24 protein-coding genes, 1 tRNA gene and 1 pseudogene are annotated in these 23,551 nt (G+C 56.2%); 16 read left to right on the top strand and 10 right to left on the bottom strand.

Annotation, left to right across the window (positions count from 1 at the left end):
• Positions 1 to 1,330, top strand: a 1,330-nt coding sequence (locus tag HB393_RS09080; protein WP_213804830.1) for an alpha/beta hydrolase, incomplete at its 5' end; no start/stop codon positions are given.
• A 223-nt stretch (positions 1,331 to 1,553) separates the two neighbouring features.
• Here HB393_RS09080 and HB393_RS09075 read toward each other — a convergent pair.
• Positions 1,554 to 1,967 carry an antitoxin Xre/MbcA/ParS toxin-binding domain-containing protein gene (locus HB393_RS09075; RefSeq protein ID WP_213804829.1) on the bottom strand — a complete coding sequence of 138 codons (414 nt, stop codon included), beginning with the start codon at positions 1,965 to 1,967 and terminating at the stop codon, positions 1,554 to 1,556.
• A 424-nt stretch (positions 1,968 to 2,391) separates the two neighbouring features.
• Between HB393_RS09075 and HB393_RS09070 the strand changes: the two genes are divergently transcribed.
• From HB393_RS09070 to HB393_RS09060, 3 genes are all read left to right on the top strand, one after another.
• Entirely contained in the window at positions 2,392 to 3,702 is a 1,311-nt protein-coding gene (locus HB393_RS09070) for an adenylosuccinate synthase (protein WP_213804828.1), read from the top strand.
• A gap of 22 nt (positions 3,703 to 3,724) precedes the next feature.
• Entirely contained in the window at positions 3,725 to 4,012 is a 288-nt protein-coding gene (locus HB393_RS09065; protein ID WP_213804827.1) for a putative quinol monooxygenase, read from the top strand.
• 119 nt (positions 4,013 to 4,131) lie between these two features.
• Positions 4,132 to 4,680 carry a nuclear transport factor 2 family protein gene (locus HB393_RS09060; RefSeq protein WP_213804826.1) on the top strand — a complete coding sequence of 183 codons (549 nt, stop codon included), beginning with the start codon at positions 4,132 to 4,134 and terminating at the stop codon, positions 4,678 to 4,680.
• 74 nt (positions 4,681 to 4,754) lie between these two features.
• On the opposite strand, the gene HB393_RS09055 is transcribed toward HB393_RS09060, so the two are convergent.
• Positions 4,755 to 5,051: a hypothetical protein gene (locus HB393_RS09055; RefSeq protein ID WP_213804825.1), complete on the bottom strand. Its 297-nt coding sequence runs from the start codon at positions 5,049 to 5,051 to the stop codon at positions 4,755 to 4,757.
• 129 nt (positions 5,052 to 5,180) lie between these two features.
• On the bottom strand, positions 5,181 to 5,777 hold the full coding sequence (locus HB393_RS09050) for an HIT domain-containing protein (RefSeq protein ID WP_213804824.1): 597 nt from the start codon (positions 5,775 to 5,777) through the stop codon (positions 5,181 to 5,183).
• A gap of 815 nt (positions 5,778 to 6,592) precedes the next feature.
• Between HB393_RS09050 and HB393_RS09045 the strand changes: the two genes are divergently transcribed.
• Complete coding sequence (locus HB393_RS09045) at positions 6,593 to 8,560, top strand: 30S ribosomal protein S1 (protein WP_213804865.1); 1,968 nt, start codon at positions 6,593 to 6,595, stop codon at positions 8,558 to 8,560.
• Positions 8,561 to 8,759: 199 nt separating this feature from the next.
• Here the strand turns inward: HB393_RS09045 and HB393_RS09040 are convergent, their stop codons facing one another.
• The 5 genes and pseudogenes from HB393_RS09040 to infC all read right to left on the bottom strand — a co-directional run.
• Positions 8,760 to 9,665, bottom strand: a complete 906-nt coding sequence (locus HB393_RS09040) for a hypothetical protein (protein WP_213804823.1) — start codon at positions 9,663 to 9,665, stop codon at positions 8,760 to 8,762.
• Between the two features lie 99 nt (positions 9,666 to 9,764).
• Positions 9,765 to 9,938, bottom strand: coding sequence for a hypothetical protein (locus HB393_RS09035; protein WP_213804822.1), 174 nt, complete (start codon positions 9,936 to 9,938; stop codon positions 9,765 to 9,767).
• Between the two features lie 69 nt (positions 9,939 to 10,007).
• Positions 10,008 to 10,181: a hypothetical protein gene (locus HB393_RS09030; RefSeq protein ID WP_213804822.1), complete on the bottom strand. Its 174-nt coding sequence runs from the start codon at positions 10,179 to 10,181 to the stop codon at positions 10,008 to 10,010.
• A gap of 69 nt (positions 10,182 to 10,250) precedes the next feature.
• Positions 10,251 to 10,424, bottom strand: a complete 174-nt coding sequence (locus HB393_RS09025) for a hypothetical protein (protein WP_213804821.1) — start codon at positions 10,422 to 10,424, stop codon at positions 10,251 to 10,253.
• Between the two features lie 544 nt (positions 10,425 to 10,968).
• A pseudogene (gene infC, locus HB393_RS09020) lies at positions 10,969 to 11,493 on the bottom strand (translation initiation factor IF-3); the annotation flags it as partial.
• A 304-nt stretch (positions 11,494 to 11,797) separates the two neighbouring features.
• Here infC and HB393_RS09015 point away from each other — a divergent pair.
• On the top strand, positions 11,798 to 12,364 hold the full coding sequence (locus HB393_RS09015) for a response regulator (RefSeq protein WP_213804820.1): 567 nt from the start codon (positions 11,798 to 11,800) through the stop codon (positions 12,362 to 12,364).
• A 55-nt stretch (positions 12,365 to 12,419) separates the two neighbouring features.
• Here HB393_RS09015 and HB393_RS09010 read toward each other — a convergent pair whose 3' ends face one another.
• Complete coding sequence (locus HB393_RS09010) at positions 12,420 to 12,683, bottom strand: hypothetical protein (RefSeq protein ID WP_213804819.1); 264 nt, start codon at positions 12,681 to 12,683, stop codon at positions 12,420 to 12,422.
• A 243-nt stretch (positions 12,684 to 12,926) separates the two neighbouring features.
• On the opposite strand from HB393_RS09010, the gene HB393_RS09005 reads away from it, so the two are divergent.
• The 10 genes from HB393_RS09005 (at position 12,927) to msrB (ending at position 23,207) form a co-directional block, all read left to right on the top strand.
• A tRNA-Leu gene (locus HB393_RS09005) sits at positions 12,927 to 13,013 on the top strand.
• Positions 13,014 to 13,748: 735 nt separating this feature from the next.
• Complete coding sequence (locus HB393_RS09000) at positions 13,749 to 14,630, top strand: NAD(P)-dependent oxidoreductase (protein WP_213804818.1); 882 nt, start codon at positions 13,749 to 13,751, stop codon at positions 14,628 to 14,630.
• Between the two features lie 1,083 nt (positions 14,631 to 15,713).
• Entirely contained in the window at positions 15,714 to 16,115 is a 402-nt protein-coding gene (locus tag HB393_RS08995; RefSeq protein WP_213804817.1) for a hypothetical protein, read from the top strand.
• A 264-nt stretch (positions 16,116 to 16,379) separates the two neighbouring features.
• Entirely contained in the window at positions 16,380 to 17,276 is an 897-nt protein-coding gene (locus HB393_RS08990) for an RluA family pseudouridine synthase (RefSeq protein WP_213804816.1), read from the top strand.
• A 100-nt stretch (positions 17,277 to 17,376) separates the two neighbouring features.
• Positions 17,377 to 17,805, top strand: coding sequence for a PEP-CTERM sorting domain-containing protein (locus HB393_RS08985; RefSeq protein ID WP_213804815.1), 429 nt, complete (start codon positions 17,377 to 17,379; stop codon positions 17,803 to 17,805).
• 242 nt (positions 17,806 to 18,047) lie between these two features.
• The gene (gene trpC, locus HB393_RS08980) at positions 18,048 to 18,851 is read left to right on the top strand and encodes an indole-3-glycerol phosphate synthase TrpC (RefSeq protein WP_213804814.1); all 804 of its coding nucleotides are present in this window, start codon (positions 18,048 to 18,050) and stop codon (positions 18,849 to 18,851) included.
• Between the two features lie 44 nt (positions 18,852 to 18,895).
• On the top strand, positions 18,896 to 19,561 hold the full coding sequence (locus HB393_RS08975; RefSeq protein WP_213804813.1) for a phosphoribosylanthranilate isomerase: 666 nt from the start codon (positions 18,896 to 18,898) through the stop codon (positions 19,559 to 19,561).
• Between the two features lie 824 nt (positions 19,562 to 20,385).
• Positions 20,386 to 22,227: a GGDEF domain-containing protein gene (locus HB393_RS08970; RefSeq protein ID WP_213804812.1), complete on the top strand. Its 1,842-nt coding sequence runs from the start codon at positions 20,386 to 20,388 to the stop codon at positions 22,225 to 22,227.
• 85 nt (positions 22,228 to 22,312) lie between these two features.
• A complete protein-coding gene (locus tag HB393_RS08965) occupies positions 22,313 to 22,723 on the top strand; it encodes a RidA family protein (RefSeq protein ID WP_213804811.1) in 411 nt (136 codons plus the stop codon).
• A 73-nt stretch (positions 22,724 to 22,796) separates the two neighbouring features.
• The gene (msrB, locus tag HB393_RS08960) at positions 22,797 to 23,207 is read left to right on the top strand and encodes a peptide-methionine (R)-S-oxide reductase MsrB (RefSeq protein WP_213804810.1); all 411 of its coding nucleotides are present in this window, start codon (positions 22,797 to 22,799) and stop codon (positions 23,205 to 23,207) included.
• 76 nt (positions 23,208 to 23,283) lie between these two features.
• Here msrB and rpmB read toward each other — a convergent pair whose 3' ends face one another.
• Positions 23,284 to 23,472: a 50S ribosomal protein L28 gene (rpmB, locus tag HB393_RS08955; RefSeq protein ID WP_213804809.1), complete on the bottom strand. Its 189-nt coding sequence runs from the start codon at positions 23,470 to 23,472 to the stop codon at positions 23,284 to 23,286.
• Positions 23,473 to 23,551 lie beyond the last annotated feature (79 nt).

Raw genomic sequence — 23,551 nt, 5'->3', positions numbered from 1 at the left:
TGTTGTCGGAAGTGATCCCAAGGCAGTTTCGTCAACGAGTGCCAATTGGCCTGTTCTCGCTAACCGAAGATCAGCCGGAGGCAGATTGGAGGACACCGGCCGACTTGTCGGTACTGATGTGTTTCGCAGGGCTTCCATTTCTCCCAAAGCAAAAGCTTATCCTCAGACCATGCCTGCTGTTGATCCGAACAAAGTGATTCTAACGAAGCGACAGAGCGCGAAGAGGGAGTGGTTGTCGATGCTCCTCTTTAGCTCGTTGGCCGCCTGCATGGCCCAGGGCGCGCCTGTGGTGTCGAATACGCCCCCACGGCAGCAGTTTGTCGCTGTTGAGCCCGATGTAAAGCTCGAAGTCTTGGACTGGGGCGGTTCAGGCCGTAACCTCGTACTGCTTGCGGGGGGCGGCAACACAGCCCATGTGTTTGCTAGTCTTGCGCCCAAGCTCGCTAAGCATTTTCACGTTTATGGAATCACCAGGCGCGGAGCAGGCGTGTCCTCTTCACCTTCGAGTGGATATACAGCAAGACGGTCGGGAGACGATGTCGTCGCAGTTCTTGATGCCCTGAGTCTCACCGATCCAGTGTTGATCGGCCATTCGATAGCTGGCCAGGAAATGAGTGCGGTTTCCAAATACCATCCAGGGCGGGCAGCAGCGCTCGTCTACCTCGACGCAGGTGGTCCTTTCGCTCTTTACAACCCCGAGCACGGAGACATCGATACCGACCGGGTTGAATTGCAAGAGGATCTTTCCCGACTTGCTCACAATGAGTTCGACGATGCCACCATCGTGAAAACGCTTACTGACGAAACCCGCTACCGGCGCAACCTGCAAGATCTTCGCGACGAAGTTGAAGGGGCGGCGTCACCCTCACCGACCCAATCGGATCGATCGAGCATTGCAACATTTCAAAAGTATTTTGTTGGGTATTACGGCGGCATTCTGCCTGGGGACGAGATCAGGCAGCTTTACGAAATCACGGCAGACGGGGCAGTCGGAGCACGGATCGTCCACCCCAGTGCTAAGAGAGTGTACGAGTTTGACAAGGAGCGATTTAGCTCCGTAGACACCCGGGCACTCGTAATCGTCCCGTATCCGAATGCTCTAAACATCGGTGTTACACATGATCCCGCAAAACTCGCGGCCTACAAGGCGCAAGAGGCTAGCCGGAAGCAGGGACAACTCGAAATTTGGCACAAGCAGCGGAAGGCCGAGATCGTGGTGATTCCCAACGCCACGCACTACATTTTTCTGTCAGATGAGGCCGAAATCCTTTCGCTGATCAGCCGATTTGTAGATGGACTGCCGCGGAGCGAGTCGCTCCATTTGTACTGAGAACGCGCATGCCGCAAGTGAGGTCCCCGGTTTACGCAAAATCGCCAAGTCACTCACCGACACCCGATTTGTAACGCTATGTCGTCTTTGTTTACAAAGCGACAGTAATCGAGATCCGGATGATACAGATCTGTCTGTAGAAACGAAGAGACCATAACCAGTTTAAAATGGCCGCTGCAGACCCAAAGAGACGTTAGCCTCGCCTGCTCCCCACCACACCCGATCAGCTATAAACACCCTCATCGATCTGCCAAAGCATAGACTCCACCAGTCGCCCACCCGACTCCGTCTGCAACAGACTCAGCGGAGTCCGCTCCCCCAAACTCTCATCCGGAGCCCGCAGCCAAAGCAGCGCCCTCTCCCGGTCCCCAAACACATTCTCCGCCAGAGCAATCACCGAGGCCACCCGCACCGCCCGGTCCGTCTCCTCCGGAGAAAGATTCTCCCCCCGAGCTCTCCGGTGCTTCAGCGTCCGCGGCGAGATCACCGTCGCGCTCATCTCCGAGAAGGTCAGCCCCTTGGCCTTCAACAGCGCCAGATTCTCCGTAGGTAGACCATGCTCCACCAGCTCCGCCAACGCCAGCCCCGAGACCGGAGCAATCCCGATATAGTCCTTCAAAGTCACATGAGCAGCCATGGCAAAACCCTCATAAACATTATGCCACACGGCCAAGCGGCATAATGGCCCTAAAATTAAAACCCCAAAAAACCCAGCAAAAACCACTGTCAAGCCCCAAAACGGCTTAACTCCATCAAACCAAAGCACATAAAAGTGGCACGTTAGTTTTGGCCGATCCCATAAAATAGAACTAGAAACATAAAAAGGAACATAGGAAAGGTTCCGCAGACACTAACTCCTTTCCCTGCAAGTATTTGGACGCAACTCTTTTCCTTGCACGGATTTGGACGCCCAGCCCTGCCATAAGCCGCTGCATCGAAACGGGTTACGCCCAGGCAAGGGGGGAGGGGGGCGGAGCGCCACGCATCGGTATAGAATCACCTTGGGCCAGGCCACAACGCCTCGTCCTCACCCCAATCGAACCCCCGGACAGGAACTCTTCGTGACGCAACGCAAATCAGCGGTAATTCTCGGTGCCCAGTGGGGCGATGAAGGCAAAGGCAAGATCGTAGACGTACTCTCCGAGAAGTTCAACGTAGTCGCCCGCTACGCCGGCGGACACAACGCAGGCCACACCGTCATCATCAAGGGCCGCAAGTTCGTCCTCCAGCTCATCCCCTGCGGCGTCCTGCGCCCGGAGTGCAAAGGCATCATCGGCAACGGAGTCGTGCTCGATCCCATGGCCTTCCTCAACGAGGTCAAGAAGCTCAAGGACGCAGGCTTGCCCATCGACGGCCAGCTCTTCGTCTCCAACCGCGCCCAGGTCATCCTGCCCTATCACCGCATGATCGAGCTCGCCGCCGAGAACGCTCCTGGCCGCACCAAGATCGGAACCACCAGCCGCGGCATCGGTCCCGCCTACGAGGACAAGATGCACCGCAGCGGGCTCCGCGTCGTCGACCTCCTCAACTCCGCGCTCCTCCGCACCCACATCGAGAACGCCTGCCATGAGAAGAACGCCATCGCCCACGCCCTCTTCGGCACCGAGCCCCTCGACCCCAAGCAGATGTACGAGGACTACGCCCGCGCCGCCGAGCAGATCGCCCCCTTCGTCGCCGACACCGCCGTCATGCTCAACGAAGCCTTCAAGAACGGCGACAAGATCATGTTCGAGGGCGCGCAAGGCGCTCTCCTGGACATCGACCACGGAACCTACCCCTTCGTCACCAGCTCCTCCGCCACGGCTGGCGGAGCCGTCACCGGCACCGGAGTCGGTCCCACCTGCATCGGCACCGTCATCGGCGTCACCAAGGCCTACGTCACCCGCGTAGGAGAAGGCCCATTCCCCACCGAGATCCACGACGACTCCGCCGACCTCCTCCGCGCCCGCGGCCAGGAGTACGGTGCCGTCACCGGACGCCCCCGCCGCTGCGGCTGGCTCGACCTGCCCCTCCTCCGCTACTCCAACATGATCAATGGCACCGAGTGGCTGGTCGTCACTAAAATGGACGTCATGGACGAATGCGTCGAGATCCCCGTCTGCACCGGCTACAAGATCAACGGCAAGCTCACCGACACCATTCCTGCGGATATGCGCGGCTTCGAGACCATCCAGCCCGTCTACACCACCCTCAAGGGCTGGAACTCCTCTACCGAAGGAATCACAGACTTCGATAAACTACCGAAGCTGGCCCAGGACTACCTCCATTTCCTAGAAAAGGAGTCCAATGCAAAGATAGGCATGGTCTCCACCGGCCCGGATCGCGATCAGACCATGACTCTCCCCGGCTTCGCCGCCGCGTTAGAGGCTTAACCAGCAAAGAAAAGGCCGCGCCATGCTTAGCTTTACCGTTCGATTACGCTTCGACCAGGACGATCACGACAAGATCGACGATATTCTGCGTCCTCTCACCGCCGCCTCCCGCCAGGAGCCCGGCTGCGTCACCTACATCCCTCACTTCATCGAGGGAGACAACGCCACCGTCCTCATCTACGAGCAGTACGCCGATGAGGCAGCCCTCGAGCACCACCGCAGTTCGCCTCACTTTGCCCAGTACGCCATCGGCGGCCTCTATCAGCTCATGAAGGATCGCCAGGTCGAAAATCTAACCGCAGTCTGCTAGGGATCTCCCGCTCAATGCAGAGCACAACAGCTTATTCCCGATTATGTCCGTTTACCGTCAGTTACTTTGACTCGGCTCCGCATTCCGGTCTAACATCCGGTACGCCTATGATGCGCCGCATGCCTTATCGCCGTGCCTCATTCCTACCTGTCGTCCTCCTCGTCGTCGCTTGCGTCGCGCTCGTTGGCACACCGCGCGCAACGGCCGCAATTCCCCATCACATCAAGGGCGGTCACGACTTCAAGCAGCAGGTAGAGCTCCTCGAAGAGCAGTGGCGCGTGGCTCAACTCAGCGGCGACGTCGCCACCATGGATCGCCTGCTCTCCGACGACTACATCGGCATCTCCCTCAACGGCCAGGTCAACACCAAGGCCCAGCAGTTGGAGCGCACTCGCACTCAGCGCATATCGCTCACCCGCCTCGACGTCACCGACAGGAAGGTCAAGCTCGTCGGCTCCGTCGCCATCGTCACCTCACGCGCCGAGGTGGAAGGCGTCAGCGACTCTGCCCCCATCAAGGGCACCTATCGCTACACCCGCGTCTACCAGCGCCTCCCCAACGGCGCCTGGAAGATCACCAGCTTCGAGGCCACCCGAAGCCCCCAGCCGCACATGTCTCCCAGCGAAGCCCCCGCTCCCGGCAAATCGGAGCGGCGCATTCAGAATTAGCAGTTAAACAAGAAAGTCCCCGCGAGATGCAGGGACTTTCATCGGACTCATGAGTGCAGTCCGCCAGTCAGGAATTAAGCGATTCGGCTCTCCGACGACACTAGCCTCACGGACATCTGCGTTCCGCGCAGATTCAGGGCCAGAAGTCTCCGGTCAAGCGAACGGGTAGAACCGGTAATCCGAGCATCCTCGGACTCCTTCGGAAGAGCTGCAAATGCGGTTTTGCCGAGGTTGCCGATAGACGCTGTGCGTCCTTTGCGGCCTGCAACCAGATAAGGCCTCAAGGCCTCCACCGGGTTGCCAGTGTCAGAGCGTCGGCTCGGAGCGGTAGTTCTCAACGAAGCTGGAGTTTGTGTCTGGGGAGTTGACATAGGGCCCTCGTTGTCAGTAAGCGTAGTACCCGGTACGGTTACGTCCAGAAATATTCGACGTAATCATGCACTTCGGGGTTGCCTTGCATTTGAATGAGGGAGAGAGAACAGCGTGTATTTACGCGATGTTCATTTAGTTTCTACGGACGGGGAAATTCGTCTCAGTGAGTCTCGTAGCTTACTCCATGTAACGTCCAATGTCTCGGGTAGAACTCTAGTCTCCCCAATTACCGTCATAAAATTTGTATCTCCGTTCCATCGTGGGAGCGAATGGAAGTGGATGTGCTCAGCAATGCCCGCTCCGGCAGCCACGCCGAGATTCAGACCGAAGTTCAATCCATTCGGCCGATAAACCTCCCTGAGGCACCTCTCGATCCGCCGCATGGTCTCCATCATCTCGGCAGCGGCATCGTCTGGCAACGCAGCCAGCGAATCGGTATGTTGATACGGCACGATCATCACATGCCCTGTCCCATACGGATACGCATTCAGGCACACAAAACACGTCGCTCCCCGCTCCACCACGTAGATCGCCTGATCGGCCTCGGCCGGATCCATTCCATTGCTGATCGCGTAATCCGCCGCCGCGATCATGTTGCAGAAGACACAATGGTTATCTTGTCCTTCCGGCCATCCGTTCAGCTTCGCGGGAACACCCTTGCGTCGTCCCTTACTCTCTGCTCCGGTAACGTAGTCGTATCGCCAAGGGGTCCAAAGCCGATCCATATCGGCGAGTATAGTGCCTGGACCTCCAGGAACGAACCTTCCCGTCCGGGTGGTCTTCTGGCCGCGTGTTTCCAGATGATTGGGAGGAAATTCTCGAAAATCCCAGGAAAATACGCTGTCAAGCCCCATATTTGCCTAACTGGCTAAGAATCAGCGACATCTATGTGGCACTTTAGTTATGGCCACCCCCTTAGAATAGAAGTAGGGATCAAAACTTGTATTTTGCTTAGGCCGGCTACGTATCTTTAGCTGCTAACGATCGCCACGGATCTCAAATCGTAGCTTTGTTGTTTTGTATTTAATTTTGAAGGCCTTACGCTCCTATATAACGATATTCGATGGCGGAGTGGGTAGTGGAAGTACAAGCCTAAAGGGCCTGAAGTGAAGACCTTGAGCAAAAAGACGGGGGGAGGGGATCTCCCAGGGCCCGGTCCAGCTCAAGCAGAGCCGGCCTCTCGATCAGAGGCTAGTATCTGGGTCGTCGGTCGGCTGAGTTACGTGAGTTTGCGATTTCTTGAAGGGGAATGGAATAACTCCAATTGCGCCGGGTTTTATTCATCAACGATTAGCAATTTGATCGCCAGATCAGCAGAGGTGTGGTTGACGTATGCTTCACAAAGTTCTATGCTTTTTGGTGAGCCACTGCGTGTGGGACCCAAGTGCAGCCGCTCCTCTGCAAGAGAATAATTCGCTCCTGCCTGCCGAAGCTGATTCGGGGAAGAGGTACCGACCAGCGTCCTCTCCGGATTGCTGATTGTTCTCAAAACCAGTGTCGCTTAATGGAATGAATCTTGGGTTCCGGAGTCCGCATCATCATGGTAGACAACCATAATTCTGACTACAACGAGAGCAAACCCCTGAACACCGAATTGGAAACCCTAGCGCCCGAGGCGACAGCGGATCATACCGACCTGTCTTCTAAATCCACCCCGACCCAGCAGCACGAGACCATCGCCGCCGAGTCCCCAACCAACGCCACAGCAGCCGACCAGGGCCAAGTCGCAACGTTGACCGCAACAGCAGATACCGATCACGACGCCGAGCCTGACTACGACGCCGCTGACTTCGCCGCTGCTCTTGCGAACTTCGATCGCGAACAGGCAGCCGAGTCTGCAGCTGCGCAGAACCTAACCGCTGAAGAGGTCATCGTCACCGGCACCGTCGTCAAGATCACCGACAAGCATGTTGTCGTCGATATTGGCCTCAAGTCGGAAGGACTGATTCCCCTCGAGCAGGTTCTCGACATCAATGGCGTGTCCAAGTTCAATCCGGGCGACTCCGTAGAGGTAGTGGTCGAGCGCGAAGAGGCCGAGGGCGGTTACCTCGTCAGCTACGACAAGGCTCTGCGCCATAAGGTATGGGACAAGCTCGAAGAGGCAGCGAATACCAAGGTTCCCGTAAAGGGAATGGTCCTCAGCCGCGTCAAGGGTGGTCTGACCGTCGACATCGGCATCAAGGCGTTCCTGCCCGGCTCTCAGGTTGAGGTTCGCCCCGTGCGCAATCTCGACGGCTACATCGGGACCGAGATCGAAGTCCGCGTTATCAAGCTCAACAAGAAGCGCGGCAACGTCGTCATCTCCCGTAAGGAGCTCCTCGAGGAAGACCAGAACGCCAAGAAGTCAGTCACCCTCGCGACTCTGGAAGAGGGAAGCATCCTCACAGGAACCGTGAAGAACCTCACCGACTATGGTGCGTTCGTCGACATGGGCGGACTGGATGGCTTGCTTCACATTACGGACATGAGCTGGGGCCGTCTTACCCATCCCCGCGACCTCGTCAACGTAGGCGACGAGATCCAGGTCAAGGTGCTCAAGTTCGATAAGGACAAGCAGCGCGTCTCGCTCGGCTTCAAGCAGCTCACGCCTGATCCATGGCTCGACGCGACCGAGCGTTATCCCATCGGAGCCCAGGTCCGCGGCCGTATCCTCTCCGTCACCGACTACGGCGCATTCGTCGAGTTGGAGCAGGGAATCGAAGGACTCGTACACGTCTCCGAGATGACTTGGTCCAAGCGTATGAAGCACCCGTCGAAGATGGTCAAGCCCGGTGATGAAGTCGACACCATCATCCTCAGCGTTAATCCCAGCGACCGCCGCATCTCGCTTGGCATGAAGCAGTTGCAGGATAATCCCTGGGAGCAGCTCGAGGATAAGTACCCAACGGGTGCCATCATCGAGGGACGCGTTCGCAACCTCACCGACTTCGGAGCCTTCATCGAGATCGAAGATGGCATCGACGGCCTGGTACACGTCTCGAATCTCAGCTGGACCAAGCGCATCAAGCACCCGTCTGAAGTCCTCAAAAAGGGTGAGAAGGTCCGTGCGATCGTCCTCGGCGTCGAGCCGGAGAACCGCCGGCTTTCGTTGGGCGTGAAGCAGCTCCAGCCTGATGTCTGGGATACCTTCTTCGCTCAGCACCGCATCGGCGATGTCATCAAGGGCAAGATCCTTCGGACCGCACAGTTCGGAGCCTTTGTAGAGATCGCGGAAGGCGTCGAAGGTCTCTGCCATGTGTCCGAAGCAGTGGATGCAAACGGTCAGCCTGTCTCGATGGACGTGGACTCAGAGCACGAGTTCAAGATCGTCAAGATGAACGAGGAAGAGAAGAAGGTCGGTCTTAGCATCCGTGCAGTCGGCGAAGAAGCCAGCCGCGCTGAGGTTGAGTCCTACAAGGAACGCGAGAAGACTCCCAAGTCCTCCTCCGGTTCCACGTCCTCTTCTTCATCGAGCAGCAGCACCACGCTCGGCGACCTGATCAACTGGAAGCGCTCTGAACGGGAATAAGCTCAGCGAGTCGAAATTTACTGAGTAGCAGAACAACGAAGGGCCGTCCTAAGGACGGCTCTTCGTTGCGTCGAAGAGAACTGACAGTGTCGGCTGGACTGCAATCGCAAAGCGCGGATCCACCGTCGAGAGGTAATAGCAAAGGCCGTCCAGATGGACGGCCTTTGTTGCTGCTCTAACGATGCGTTCTATAGAAGATTTATGCGAGCCGCGAGAGCAATCCAGGCTCGGATTGCGCGGGGGTGGATGACATCTTCACCGAAGCCCGTCGCATGATCTCGATCTCGGCCGGAGCGAAGATCTCAGGTGGAACTCCTCCGACTGCCACAAACCCCGGATCGTCGCCAAGAGCCATCGAAATCTGATTCCAGCGGAGAAACGGCGAAGTCGTCGGGAGCACAATCAACCGTCGCTTTGGCTCTGGGATGGCAAAGTATGCCGACCAGATGAACATGGAGAGGCAGGCCGCAACACCCCTCGTAACATTTGCGATAGAGAACAAGTAAGCGTTATGCGAGAGCCAAGCCAGATCGACTAAATTGGTAGTCGCCATGATGCCGAGGCCCAGGCTGATACCAAAGATCCGGCTCTGAAAGGTAAGTCCCATGGGTCGTATGGCAAAGCATACGAACAGGAGCAGGCAAAGCGTTAGGATGCTAGACGTTTGTTGTAACTGCGTCACAAGGTTGATAAGAAAAGTGAGGCCGGAAAAATGCGGTCCCATCGCCATGCCAATTGAAATGGTAATGGAGATCGCTGCCGCCCATCGGAACACTAGAACACCCAACGTTGCTAGTCCTTTAAGGGGAGCCATAGCTAGCTTGAAGATACTGTAGATGACTGCCAAAGACAAAATAGCTTCAATCGCATAGCTGGGCCAATACGTATAAAAATACAGCTTATAAGCTAGATGTTTCTCAATCCCTTTTCCGCTCAATCCAACGAAAGCTAAACACGCGGTTCCTGATAGGAATCTAACCGCCAGCAAGGCAGCCAAAGTCGGAAATTTTTTTACTGATCCACTTCGAAATAGTGCAAGTAAAACCGCCGCGCAAAACACAGGTTCGAGATAAAAAAGCTGGTGAGCGAATGAAGAAGCGGTCATAGATACCCCTCGTGCAATTTAACAAGCCTAGTGCATGAGGGGGGCGGATACAACTATTTAATCATCTTACTTGCATTAATTTGCAGGTATTTACCGGTCTTAGCGATCGATACCGCAGGCATCCGGGTCATCAGGTGGGCACATGGGTGTGGGCACGGCACTGGTCTTTGCGGCGATGACCTTGGTCTGGTTGGAGGCTGAGGCGATCTGGGTGGAGGCAGCAGCACCGGTGAGGGCGAGGACTACAACGAAGGCGCGAACGATATTTTTCATGATGGGTATAGCTCCGTGTGGTGGAATGTTGTAATTTTGAAGCGGTCTAATTGGCTGAAACTAAGCTTGTTAGCGATCGATACCGCAGGCGTCTGGGTCATCAGGTGGGCACATGGGTGTGGGTACAGCGCTGGTCTTTGCGGCAATGACCTTGGTCTGGTTGGAGGCTGAGGCGATCTGGGTGGAGGCAGCAGCACCGGTGAGGGCGAGGACTACAACGAAGGCGCGAACGATATTTTTCATGATGGGTATAGCTCCGAGTGGTGGAATGTTGTAATTTGGAAGCGGTCTAATTGGCTGAAACTAAGCTTGTTAGCGATCGATACCGCAGGCGTCTGGGTCATCAGGTGGGCACATGGGTGTGGGTACAGCGCTGGTCTTTGCGGCAATGACCTTGGTCTGGTTGGAGGCTGAGGCGATCTGGGTGGAGGCAGCAGCACCGGTGAGGGCAAGCACTACGACGAAGGCGCGAACGACATTCTTCATGGGAATACTCCTAAAGTTGTATTTACTTTTTAATATTTCTGTAGACAGGCGACATCAACAACCATATGATGAGATAGGTTGTAAGTCTAATATTTTCAACAATATAAGGATGTATATAACTGCCATGATTACTGAGGTACTTAGTCTCTAGGCTTCCAATCCCATTTTGGGATTGAGGCAGAATTGGCTAACCATCGTCTTTTCAGAACGTTGGTGAGAATTTTCTATATTCCGAGTCTGCGTGAGGTTCGCGACGAGATAAGGTCTGAGTTATTCGCGATAGGTCAGGGGCTTGAGGGGTTTCTGCTGGGTGTGGGGATGGGAGCTGCTTTGGGAGCAGTTTGGTGGAGATTATTTGATAATTTGCTGGCTTTGTGAGGTAGAGTAGCGGATCAAGCTGTCTTCCGCGTGGGGAAGACAGCGATCTCGGCTAGCTTTGGGCGGGGTCTGCGGCGGTTTCCACGGCGGGAGCCGGTGGTTTGGGTACAACTGGTGCTGATGGTTCCGTTCCGGGAGCGGAGGGCTTTTTGGGAGCCGCTTCGGCCTTTTTGGAGGGAGCGAGGATCGCGTGGAGGGTTGTGCCTTCCATGCGGGGCATGAACTCTACCAGGCCTGCTTCTCCGATATCCAGGATGAGGCGGTTGATGATCTTGTATCCCAGGTCTCGGTGAGCCATTTGTCGTCCTTTGAAGCGCAGAGAGGCTTTGACCTTGTCGCCTTCACCTAGAAAGCGGACTGCCTGGTTCTTCTTTGTCTGGTAGTCGTGTTCGTCTACGGTGACGGAGAACTTGACTTCCTTGATGACGATGACCTTCTGCTTCTTGCGGGCAGCGCGATCGCTCTTGTCCTTCTCGTAGAGAAATTTTCCGTAGTCCTGGATCTTGCAGACGGGCGGGACGGCATTCGGGGAGATTTCGACCAGGTCCAGTGACCGTTCGCGTGCCATCTTCAACGCTTCAAACGGGGCCATTACTCCGAGCTGTTCACCGTTTTCATCGATAACGCGGATCTCCCGCGCGCGGATTCGTTCATTGGTGCGGATAAAAGACTTTGCGGAACGCTTATCAATCGGTGGAATAGGTCGCCTCCACAGCGAGCCTGTCGGCTGCCATGCGTGAGTTAATGGTTATACGCTCCTGAACTAAGGTCGCGCAGCAACGTAAAGTATAGCATCCTGTCTTTAGATGCTGTTCTAACTGGAGTCGCTCTCAGTCTATCTGTTCGACGTGCAGAGGTCTGTCTTGAGCGATATAAATCTTTGCTTTGAAGCGGAGATCTGTCCCGCCAAACGGCTACGGTGTATCGTTGTCATCGGCCCATGGTTTTTTGCCGTAGGGCTATCGCCTCAGGGCAAACAGAGAGGAAACATCTGAATGAAGCGCCGCATTCTGCTCGTCGACGACGAAGTTGCCGTTCTGCTCACCATGAAAGCAGTCCTCGAGATCAGCGGATTTGACGTGGATACTGCCGCGTCTGCCCGCGATGGCAAGTTACGTCTTCGTAACTATGAGTACAGCATGGTCATCACCGACATGCGGATGGAGAACGACCAAGCGGGCCGGGATGTTATCCGGGCCGCACGCAATGCGCCTTACCGCCCCGCAGTGGCCCTCCTGACGGCCTTCCCGGTCGACGAGGCGGACTGGCAAGGGTTCGGGGCCGATCAGTTGCTGCTGAAGCCCATGCACACGCGAGTGCTGTTGCAGCAGATCGAGAAGCTGTTCACTTCCCATCAGGAAAGACTGGCCTCGCTGCCGAATGGCGCTGCTGCTTCTGAGGCAGAAAGCAAGAAGCAAGCGGTCAAGAAGATTGCCGCGGTGAAGAAGAAGACCTCTTCAGTAAAGAAGGCTGCTGTCAGCGCGAAAGCGGTGCAGGCGAAGAAGGTCGCTAAGCCGGCGAAGACGGCGTCCAAGTCCAGATTGAAGGCTGCTGGGCGTTAGTCCTCGCTTGCAGGCTCGATCTTCAAATGGCTATTTCAGTCCATGCGCTGCGCACTTAGCGCGGCGCGTGTTGCTTGATGTACTTCCGCAGGTCGAGGTTGATGTCCAAGGCCTTTTGGACTCCGCCTTCGAGCATCTTCAGCCAGTCGGATGCGGGTTCCTTCATCTCCGTGGTGCTGAGCAGGAAGCTGGTTTGCACGATGATCTCCAGAGCGTTGCTCAGATCGTGAGCCAAGCGACGGATCTCGACGGCGAGCTCCTCGGGAATCTCGGGGGTTTCAATCGCCGTTGGCGGTAGCTTGTTCACAGATTCGTCCATTTGAAGCGTTGCTCCTGATTCTTATAAAGCGGGCTCAGTTCAGACCGTTGCTATGGATTGGACGGTTTATCCGATCTTATAGACTCGTTTGGCTCTTCTCCGGTTGTGCGCCTTTTCATGGCTCATTTCGGTTCCGTGCTGGCTCTTTCGTGGCTGCATTGACATAGGCTGCAGTGTTTGTAAGACTAAGCACTCGCGGTTGATGTGCCTTGGCTTTCGTCAGGCACTCGTTTTTGAGATCGTGCCGTAGTGGCGGAATTGGCAGACGCGCATGGTTCAGGTCCATGTACTCGCAAGGGTGTGGGGGTTCGAGTCCCCCCTTCGGCACCATAATCTTCTCTCATATGCCTGTCAGCATTGAGTTGTCTTCGGGCGAATACGAGGTATGGTATTCGCTATCCCTCCGCACCCTTCCTTGTCTTTTAGGGCTTTTGGGGGTACCCCCCCTAGGGGTATTTGGGCGCAAATGGTTTAGAATCATCGGGTTAAGGTCCTGAGCCCTCCGCAAGCGGCTCATTCTAAACGAGTTGTTTCCAAATACGTCAGCCAGCTCAACTTACGTCTATGTTTGCCCCTTTCTGATGCCTTAAATGGCAAAGCCCACATCTCTTATGCGGGCTTTTTATCTTCTAGTTCTATTTTACCGAGTGGACCATAACTCCAGTGCCACTTTTATCTGGCTTGTTTTGTCGCACTTAGGTTGTTTTGGGGGTTGACATGCGATTTTGGCTGGAAAATCGCAGAAAAAGTTTGATGGGCTGGCGATAACTTTAGGGTCGTGCTGGCGCTCTTGTGCTGATGGTTTTGCTTCATTCGTAACACTGTTGGAGAGATTCGCTTTCGGGCCTAGCATTTCTATGCGTCTGTATTTGTCCGGATCGATCGGTTTTCCTCTGTTATTTATTTCGCGGAGCCGACTCAGTATGTCATCGTGTGTGCGTCGATCTAATTGCTAGTGCGATATCAAAGAAGACGATCAGGCCAGGCGCGCATAGTGCGACACTTTCGTTCTTTCGAACATCCTAATCCCAGAGTTGAAGATCACTTTTTCTTTTTGGAGTTTTCATGCGCGTTGCGTTTCTCGGCTTAGGCCAAATGGGTAGTGCTGTTGCTCGTCACTTGATGAAGGCCGGCCATGAGTTGACCGTCTGGAACCGTACGGCTGCTCATGCCGAGCCGCTGAAAAGAGAAGGGGCGAAGGTAGCGGCGAGTGCCAGCGATGCGGTGGCGGGATGCGAGGTTATTTTTACGATGGTGACGGATGACGCGGCGTTGGAAGAGGTGCTCTTTCGCGGCGGCGTGATGGAGGCGATTGCAGAGGGTTCGACGCATGTCTCGCTTAGCACCATCAGTGTTGCGCTATCGAAGCGTGTCACGGAGGAGCACCGGTTGCGTCAGCAACACTTTGTGGGAGCACCGGTATTTGGCAGGCCGGTTTTCGCCGAGCAAGGCCAGCTATGGACCGTTCTGGGCGGAGCTAAGGATCAGGTTGAAAAGGTGCGTCCCTTGGTTGAAACGTTCAGTCGAGGCTTCACGGTGGTGTCGGAGCAGCCGTGGAGCGCTCATGCGATGAAGCTGGGCGGCAACTTTATGATCGCGGCTGTGGTTGCTTCGCTGAGTGAAGGGATGATCTATGCGGAGTCGATGCAGATCGAGCCTGCGGTGTTTGTTGAGACGGTTAACAATGCTCTGATACGTTCGCCGTTCTATGAGGCTTATGGCAAGCTCATGCTTCATCCGCCGGAGGTGGTGGGCGGCACTGTGACTCTATTAGCGAAAGATACCCGGTTGTTTCGCGAGGCAGCAAAGGATGGACATGTGCAGACTCCGCTGGCGGATGTCTTCCACGCACGCTGGGAGGAGGCCATTGAAGCGGGAATGCAAGACCGCGACTTCGCGCCTGCATACTATGAGGTTTCACAGCGCTTGCTGAAGGATAAAGCTTAGGTTGCGAAGCTGGCTCTTATGGACGACCGAATTGCTTTCTTTTATTAGAGGGTGATTTCGGCGTTGCCGCGCTCAGACTTGGACTACATCGCAGGAGAAAAGTACCGGCATCGATTTCTGATACGGATCTTTAAGATCAAGATCGTCAATGAGTCCGTGTAGCCAGAATTCCTAACCAGAAGCCACCGAGGGCTATAAGGTTGCCAAGCCAGACGGTTACTAATAGGTTCGTTCTTTTATTCGGTCTCTGGTTTCCGTACTTGTTCTTATAGACCCTGAAGCCAATGAAGTTGGCTAGAGTCACCAGGATGAAGAAGAGAGTAATCAGACTAGTGTGAGTTTGGAGGAAATTAATCATCATGTCCCATTTCTTCTCTGCGCTTTCTATCAAACGAAACAGGCGGTCTTAACTCTTGCAGCGGTGAGGAGGTCTGGCTCTTCCTTGGAACCTTCGGTCGTCAAAGGTTTGTGTCGGGGAGTCGGAAGACAGAACCAGTAGATTGTCCAATTCCGTCTTTGTCCACGTCATAGTTTTCAACGCGAACGATTTTACGCATTTGCTTCCCGATGAAGTTTTCGGTGTGGCGGATTTTGTAGAAGGTCACAATTTCCGCAAATAAGCGTACTGATCCCCAAAAGGCAAAATTGTCTACGTCACGGTTGCTGTAATGTTCGGATTGGAATAATGCAAGAGTCCTACCAGAGCAGCAAAGTTCCTAAATTTCCGCTGTTTTGACTCTGCTATCGATTGCGAGAAGCAAGTCTGAATTGCGAATTCAATTGTCTGTGAGTGCATTGGCGATTATGCGCGAATGGAGAATCGTATGAACGATTCTTTCGGATCGCCGACCAACCGCCCGGACCTCGGGATGGAGAACTAGCTCAGGGTCTCGCTGAGTCACTTGCTTATGCCGCCAACAGCCTAATCAAGTACATTGACCTGATGGCAAAGACCTCACGTATTCCTACGACCTACAGCTGTGGAACCATATCAACCCGACAACTTCTCAGTGATCACGAGTCAGCAAGGCTCAAAGGACGGATTAGCGGTCATACCTTTCAGTGGAGATATCGATGCAACCAATGAAAAAATTTGCTCGCTTCGGTGTTGTCCTTATGCTCTTGGTGAGTGCTTTTGTTGGCTGGTACAGCATCGCGGCCAACTACGACTATGGGGCCTTGTCTGGCACATATACGATCAACCGGAATGGTGAACAATGCACTCTCCATCTGCGACCGGATCAGACGTTTACAGAAGAGTTGAAGCGGGAGGGAGTAGCGCAGCAGAAGGCAGAGGGGCGATGGCGTCGCTATGGCCAAGCCCATGTGTCGTTCTCAGGCGAGTTCCTGAAGGTTTCAGGGCAGGAGTTGAACGCTTCCGGTGAAGCTCACGGGCAATTCGATAAGGCGCTGGGGCTTTTTCTATCTTTGACGCTGGCTCCCCTTCCAGACGGCCCGACGTTCCGCAAAAAGCTATTCCATTAGTGTGGGGACTCCCCCCAAGACCAACCAGAATCAGCAGAATAATCGACAACATGTTCACAGTTCCTATGATTCGGGGGTGGCTACTAAGCGTTAGCGCGGCGAAAACGTCCCATGGCGAGAACAGGCCAATTGGCAGTCGAATGACGGACGTGCTCTCTATAACTCTCTCGGGTTCGAACCGCAGCCGGACGGCATGCTGCGGAAATTCAAGCGGCTATAGCAGGTCACGCCGCATCCAGATGCCAGAGCTTACACTCAAACCACATGCTCAACCGGGGCTATGCCTACACCACAATCGTCAGCAGCAAATATCATGGACGAACCCTGCTCTCGCACTTGGCAAGCCTTTACCCACACTCAACCCCACAAGCCTGGCAACGAAATCTGAACAACCGCGAAGTTACCGTCAACGGCGTCACCGCCAGCGGAAGCGAATCGCTCACTTTGGGCCAGACCCTTGTCTGGAACCGTCCACCCTGGATCGAACCAGACTCTCCTCAGCACTTCGAAGTGCTGTTTGATGACCCCCATTTGTTGGCTGTCAACAAACCTAGCGGACTGCCCACGCTCCCCGGCGGCGGCTTCCTGGAAAACACCCTCCTGCGTTTGGTGCAAAAGCAGACTCCCAACGCAAATCCTGTCCACCGATTGGGCCGAGCCACTACCGGCATCGTCCTCTTCGCCAAGACACCGCAGGTGGCCTCTCAACTATCTGCAAACTGGAACACGCCCGGAGTTCAAAAAGTCTACCGGGCGCTGGCTCAAGGCGTTGCACAGCACGAAGCCTACGAAATTCTCACACCCATCGGCCTCGTGCCGCACCCGCGCATCGGTTCGGTGTGGGCCGCAGACCCTGGTGGCAAACCGTCAAAGTCATTGGCTAAGGTGATCTCACGCACTACAAGCGCCACAACATTTGAGGTAAGCCTACATTCGGGCCGCCCTCATCAAATCAGAATCCATCTGGCCTCCATCGGCCATCCTCTGGCAGGCGATCCTTTGTACGGTTTAACTGGCCAGCCTCTTGAAGATCTCCCCGGCCTGCCGGGCGATGGAGGATATTTTTTGCATGCCCAATTTCTGAACTTCAACCACCCCATCACTGGAGAACAGATCCATCTTGAGGCAGCTTTGCCGTTTGGATTCTCTTTGCATCAGTAGGTTCAACGCGGGTCGATTCAGGGTGGCAGTTCAAACCAAGAATTCGGTTGGCTTTTGCAGTTCCGTGGTATCGTGGCGCATAACTTTTCAGGAGTGTGTCATGCATCTACGTTTCGTGGCCGCGGTTGCGGCTGTTCTCTTCTCGTCTGCAATTGCCAGAGCCGACAGCTTCTCTTACGACTTCAGCAACACGCTTTTCAACGACGCGTTTACCTATGTCAGCCCAGTCCTTTTCACGGCGGATGCTCAATTTCAGGCAGATACGTGCAGCATCGGCGGGGTCTCCCGTACCTGCACGATATCGTTGGTACTTTCAAACGAGGCGCTCGCCATTGTCTCTCTGACGGGTACCGCCAGCTTCAATTCGCTCGGTCCTGACTTCTTCACTCTCGGGACTCATAGTATTCGAGAAAACACGCTGACCATTTCGCAGATCTCCGCGGTCGCTCCTGAGCCTTCCAGCATGGTCCTACTTGGTACTGGAGCATTGGCGTTGCTGACGAGATCGCGTAGGCGCTTTCTTCGTTAGAAGAGATAGATCTGCATGTTGTTGAAGATATCGCTCCGGGCGTTAGCGTCTGGAATATGGGCTTGCGCGGCATCGCATCTTCACTTGGAAGTGATCTGTCCAACGTGTCCTTTCGCTAAACGTTTTTGGAGCGGCTGCGTTTGAGGTACAAAGGTAGGGGCTGCCTTCAGTGGTCTCTTCCAACCTTCTATCCGGGTGGATCGTCTACTGAGAGCGCACGACTCGACGCAACCAGGACCGACATGGCAACGCAGCTTGACCAGATTCTCGCCCGCACTCTCCTCGATGTAAATGCACGCAAGGACGTTGCGGACTATGGCTGGCTGGAGCGGAAGGCCGCGGCTCATACTCCGCGGGGCTTCGTGGAGCGGGTTCGTGCGGCGGCGGAGGATGGGCCGGCGATTATTGCGGAGATCAAGAAGGCTTCGCCGTCCAAGGGGTTGATCCGCGGCGATTTTCATCCGGCGAAGCTGGCGCGTAGCTATCAGGAGGCGGGCGCCGTGGCGTTGTCGATTCTTACCGATGGCCCTTTCTTTCGAGGGTCGCTGGAGGATCTTGAAGCGGCTTCTTCTGCGGTCAGGCTGCCGTGTCTTCGGAAGGACTTTATCCTCGATCCTTTCCAGGTGCTGGAGGCTCGGGCGGCGGGCGCGGATGCGATTCTGCTGATCGTCGCAGCGCATACGGATGCGGCGCTGCGCGATCTGCATGCGGAGGCGGTCTCGCTGGGGCTGGACGTGCTGTGTGAGACGCATACCAGGGAAGAGATAGAGCGGGCTACGGATCTGGGCTTCGATCTGATCGGGGTCAATAGCCGCGATCTGCATTCGTTTGCGGTTCGGACGGAGTCGCTGCTGGAGCTGGCGATCTACCTGCCTGCGGGTGTTCTGCGTGTGGCGGAGAGCGGTATTCGCACGGCGGAGGATATTGCGCGGCTTCGCGAGGCTGGGTATGGCGGGTTTCTGATTGGAGAGACGTTTATGCGTCAGCCGGATCCGGGGGCTGCGCTGGCGTTGCTGCTGGATCGCGACTATTCGCTGGATCTGTAGAATTAAGAAGGATTGCGGACGGCGGTTGGGGCATCGAAGAAGCCATGTGGATCAAAATTTGTGCGAATACGAATCTCGAGGATGCAAAGCTGGCCGCGGAGCTGGGGGCGGACACGCTGGGCTTTGTCTTCGCCGCGAGTCCGCGGAGGGTGACGGCGGGACAGGTGGCGGCGATCGTTGCGCATCTGCCTGTGGAGGTCGAGAAGATCGGTGTGTTCGATACGCTTGATGTCGAGAAGATTTCGGATACGATTCGCGAGGCGGGGCTTACCGGGGTTCAGTTGCATGGGGGATTTTCTACGAGCCTGATCGATGCGCTGGCGAGCGGGTTTCCAGGGCTGCGGATTATTCAGACGACGCACTGGAATGTGGATGCGAGTACCAACGATCCTTCTTGTGCGGCTAATTTGACGGCGCTGCGCAGTCATCCGGAGATTGACGCGGTGCTGGTGGATTCGCGGACGGCGAAGGCTTCGGGTGGAACGGGTGTGGTGTTCGATTGGGAGGCGGCTCGCGTGGCGCTCTCCGGGCTTGCGCCTATGCGGCTGATTGTGGCGGGGGGGCTGCAGCACGAGAACGTCGAGGAGGCTATCAAGGTTCTTCAGCCCTGGGGCGTGGATGTAGCCAGTGGGGTGGAGTCTCATCCGGGGCGCAAGGACCGGGAGCGGCTGGCGGCTTTTCTGGCCAATGCACGCAAGGTGAAGGTTTAGGGCGGGTCGTCTGGGCTGTCGGTTTGGGTAACTCCGAGGTTCCTTTGCGCAGTTTGTGGTGGACAGGGACCTTTTACGGGAGAATACTCGGACAAGGACGACGACTTGTCTCCCCTTGCCGTGGTATGGTGTTTAGTCTCTCAAGCTAGTACAGCGCTCGAATGTTGAATCCAACCCCTTCCTTAGCGCGTCCTATGGGTGTAGCAGGAAGGTTGCTCGGCTGTAGGGTTTATTTGCCCGAGCAAGACAGGAAGACACGATGAAGCTGAGAATATCGATTGCTTTAATGCTTGCCCTGATTCCGTCTCTGGCTTTTGCCAGGAGCCGGACAGGTGGTGCGCACATGCGGCCGCAGTTGTTCCATGACCGTGCCCCGAAGGCTCATATTCACGCCGCGAGACCGCACCTCGGCAAATAGCCTTGACCGGCCTGTTTACAAGGCCCGATTGAAGATTACTTAGACAAAGCCGCAGCTCTTAGGAGCTGCGGCTTTGTCGTGTAGGGCGCATAGTGGCGGTTTCAGGCGTGTGCGGGGCTATGGCCCGTTTCAGGATTCCCGATTTTGGGCTGTAACTTCGGATCGGGTCGGCATTGGCCGGAATATCCTCTTCCTTTTCATGGATATTCATCGTGGTCCTTTAGACTCTAGGTGCCCCGTTCTGCTGTGCAGGGGACAGTTGGGTTTTCGCTAGGCGGTTATGGAATCGGGCTTCGACCAGTTCTTGGTTACTTATGTTACATATGGCGTTAAAGAGTTTCTTGTCGATTGAGCTAATTGAGCTATCGGGCGGGCCGGTAGAGGGGCGCGTTGTATTCAACTCACCATGACGGAACATATTCAATCCGAAGCTGCGGTGAGATGGACGCCGGGGATCAGACGCGCATTGGAGGTTGCGGGGATTCTGGCGGTGTTGTCGGCGCTGGCGTCGGTACTCAACATCAATAGCTGGAATGCTGGGGGCGTCACGATTTTGTGGCCATCCAACGGCTTGCTGGTGGGGATTCTGCTGTGCTCTCCGCGACGGCAGTGGCCGTTCTATCTTTTTCTGGGGTATGCGGTCGATTTTTGCGTGAACCTGATCCTGGGGGAGAGGATCTTCATCTCGGGGTACTTCAGCGTGTGCAACATGCTGGAGGTGCTGGTGGCGGCGGTTCTGTTGTACCGGGTGATCAGCCCTTGTCCGGACCTGACGCGGCGGAGGCAACTGGGGTATCTGATGCTGTACGGCGTGTTGCTCGCGCCAGCTCTCGCGTCGTTTCTGGTGTCGTTTTATATGCAGGGGCATCTTGCGATGCCGAATATGCATACCTTTCTGAATTGGTTTACCGCGGATGCGCTCGGTATCGGGGTGGTCACGCCGCTTTACCTCTCCTTTCAGCGGCGGTCGCCCTTCGCGGACCGCTCGTGGGTGGAGATTGCTGCGCTGTATCTGTTGCTGGGCGCAACCACGGCGTTCGTCTTCTGGGAGATGCGGTATCCGATGCTCTTCCTGGTGCTTCCGTGTCTGCTGTTCGTAGGGATGCGGCTGCGACTGGTGGGCTCGGGGGTAGGGCTGCTGCTGGTTGCAGCGATTGCAGGGCTGCTGACCGCGCATGGCCGGGGGCCGATCTACCTTACGCCGATCGGGACGAATGCGGGACGTTCGCTGGTGCTTCAGCTCTTCCTCGCACTGAACCTGCTGGTGCTGTACATCCTGGAGGTGATGCTCTCTGAGAGCCAGCGCCTGCAGGTCAGCTTGCAGGAGAGCGAGACGAGATTTCGAATTCTGGCGGAGGCGTCGCGGGACATCATCGTCCTGAGCGACATGAGCGGGATTCGGCGGTATGTTTCGCCTGCGGTCGTTGAGCTGCTGGGGTGGCTTCCGGAGGAGCTGGTTGGGAACCCGTACTACCAGATCGTGCATCCGGAGGATATTCCGAAGATTCACGAGCTGATTCGAGAGTGCCGCGCGGGGAAGGTCTCGAACTCGCTCTCCTACCGTTGCCGGCGCAAGGATGGGACCTACTTGTGGATGGAGGCGAACCTTCGCCTCTATCGTGACTCGGTTACGAGGGAGCCGCTTGGCTTTGTGAACGTGGTGCGCGATATTGCGACGCGCAAGGCCGCGGAGGAGGAGCTTCACCAAGCGTTTCATCTGGCGGAGAATCTGGCCAGCGTCGACGTCCTTACGGGTCTCGCGAACCGCCGCCGCCTAGACGAGACGCTGGAGCTGGAGTGGGGCCGCGCCATTCGGGAGCGTACTCCGCTTTCGATCGTGGTGCTGGATGTGGATTGCTTCAAGCTCTATAACGACCGCTACGGTCATCTGCAGGGCGACACCTGCCTGCGGCAGATCGCGGATTGTGCGAGCACGGCGATTCAACGCTCCTCGGATCTTGTCGCACGCTATGGAGGGGAGGAGTTTGTGGTTGTGCTTCCCAATACCGATAGCCAAGGCGCCAGGACGGTTGCGGAGGAGATTCGCATGGCGGTGGAGAGGCTGAACCTGCCCCATGACGGTAATTCTCATGAGCGGGTGACTGTGAGCGCCGGCTGCGCTACGCACTATCCGGAGCAGGAGTCTGCGCCAGAGATGCTCTTCAGGGCGGCGGACCAGGCGCTCTACCGGGCTAAGGCAGGCGGAAGGAACCGGATCGAGACGGCGCACGAGGTTCTGACGATGTAGAGTTGCGGGCTGGGCTCGGCTTGAGCTTGCAGTGGGGTTCCGGGGCCGGGTTGCGAAACGAACTGCCAGCGGAGACAATCACTCCATGACTGCCCAAGCTAAGACCGCTATCTCTACCAAGGAAGCTCCCGCCGCTATCGGCCCCTACTCCCAGGCTGTGCGCGTGGGCGATATGTTGTATGCCTCCGGCCAGGTGGCTCTGAACCCGGCGACTGGCCAGCTCGTCGCTGGCGGCATTGCGGAGCAGACTGTCCAAGTTCTCGAAAATGTGAAGGCGGTTCTTGCCGGCGCTGGGCTCGATATGGCGCATGTGGTCAAGACGACGGTCTTCCTCAAGCACATGTCAGACTTCGCCGCGATGAACGAGATCTATGCCAAGTACCTGGCTCCGGAGGGTGTGGTTGCACCGTCCCGGTCTACCGTTGCGGTGGCTGGGCTTCCGAAGGATGCGCTGGTGGAGATCGAGGTGATCGCGAGCGGAGGCTCCTCGACCTAGCCCGTACGCGGGGGGAAGGCAAGAGCCGGAGCACGTACCGGCGCATCTAATCGATGGAGGATTTCTAAATCAAATGGCGGATATATCCAGTACCCCCAAGGTCCAAAAGACGGAGGCCGAGTGGCGTGAGCTTCTGACCCCCGAGCAGTTTCGTATCATGCGCGAGAAGGGAACGGAGCGCGCCTTTACCGGCGCCCTGGTTAATAACCACGACGACGGTATCTACCACTGCGCGGCCTGTAACGCTCCGCTGTTCACCTCGGATAAGAAGTACGAGTCGGGCAGCGGCTGGCCGAGCTTCTGGCTGCCGGTGTCTCAGGAGGCCATCCAGGCCCATGAGGATAACTCTGGCGGGATGCGGCGCGTCGAGGTGACCTGCGCTACGTGCGGAGCACACCTCGGGCATGTCTTTCCGGATGGTCCTAAGCCAACCGGCCTGCGTTACTGCATCAATAGCGCTTCGTTGGGTTTTTCGAAGTCGTAGGCGCGCAGAAAAACAGCAAAAGCCCCAGACGCCAGATGCGCGGCTGGGGCGATTTGTTTAAGGAGTCGGGTGGAGCTTAGCCTTTGACGATCTTGCCGGTCTTGATGCAGCTCGTGCAGACGCGCATGCGCTGGCTGGCGCCGTTCACCTTGGCCTTCACCGGCTGCAGGTTTACGTTCCAGCGACGGCGGGTGGTGTTGTGGGCGTGGGAGATGTTGTTGCCGAACTGCGGACCCTTGCCGCAGAGATCACATTTTTGTGCCATGACAGTGTTGCTCCAATCTTTTATCGCAGAAACTTCCAGACTGCCGGGACTTCAATCACCGTGTAGGGTGGGAAGCGCC

The sequence above is a fragment of the Granulicella sp. dw_53 genome, from assembly GCF_018449545.1.
Lineage (GTDB): Bacteria > Acidobacteriota > Terriglobia > Terriglobales > Acidobacteriaceae > Edaphobacter.
The sequence above is the reverse complement of the archived record's forward strand: the minus strand, read 5'-3'. Positions and strand labels throughout refer to the sequence as shown.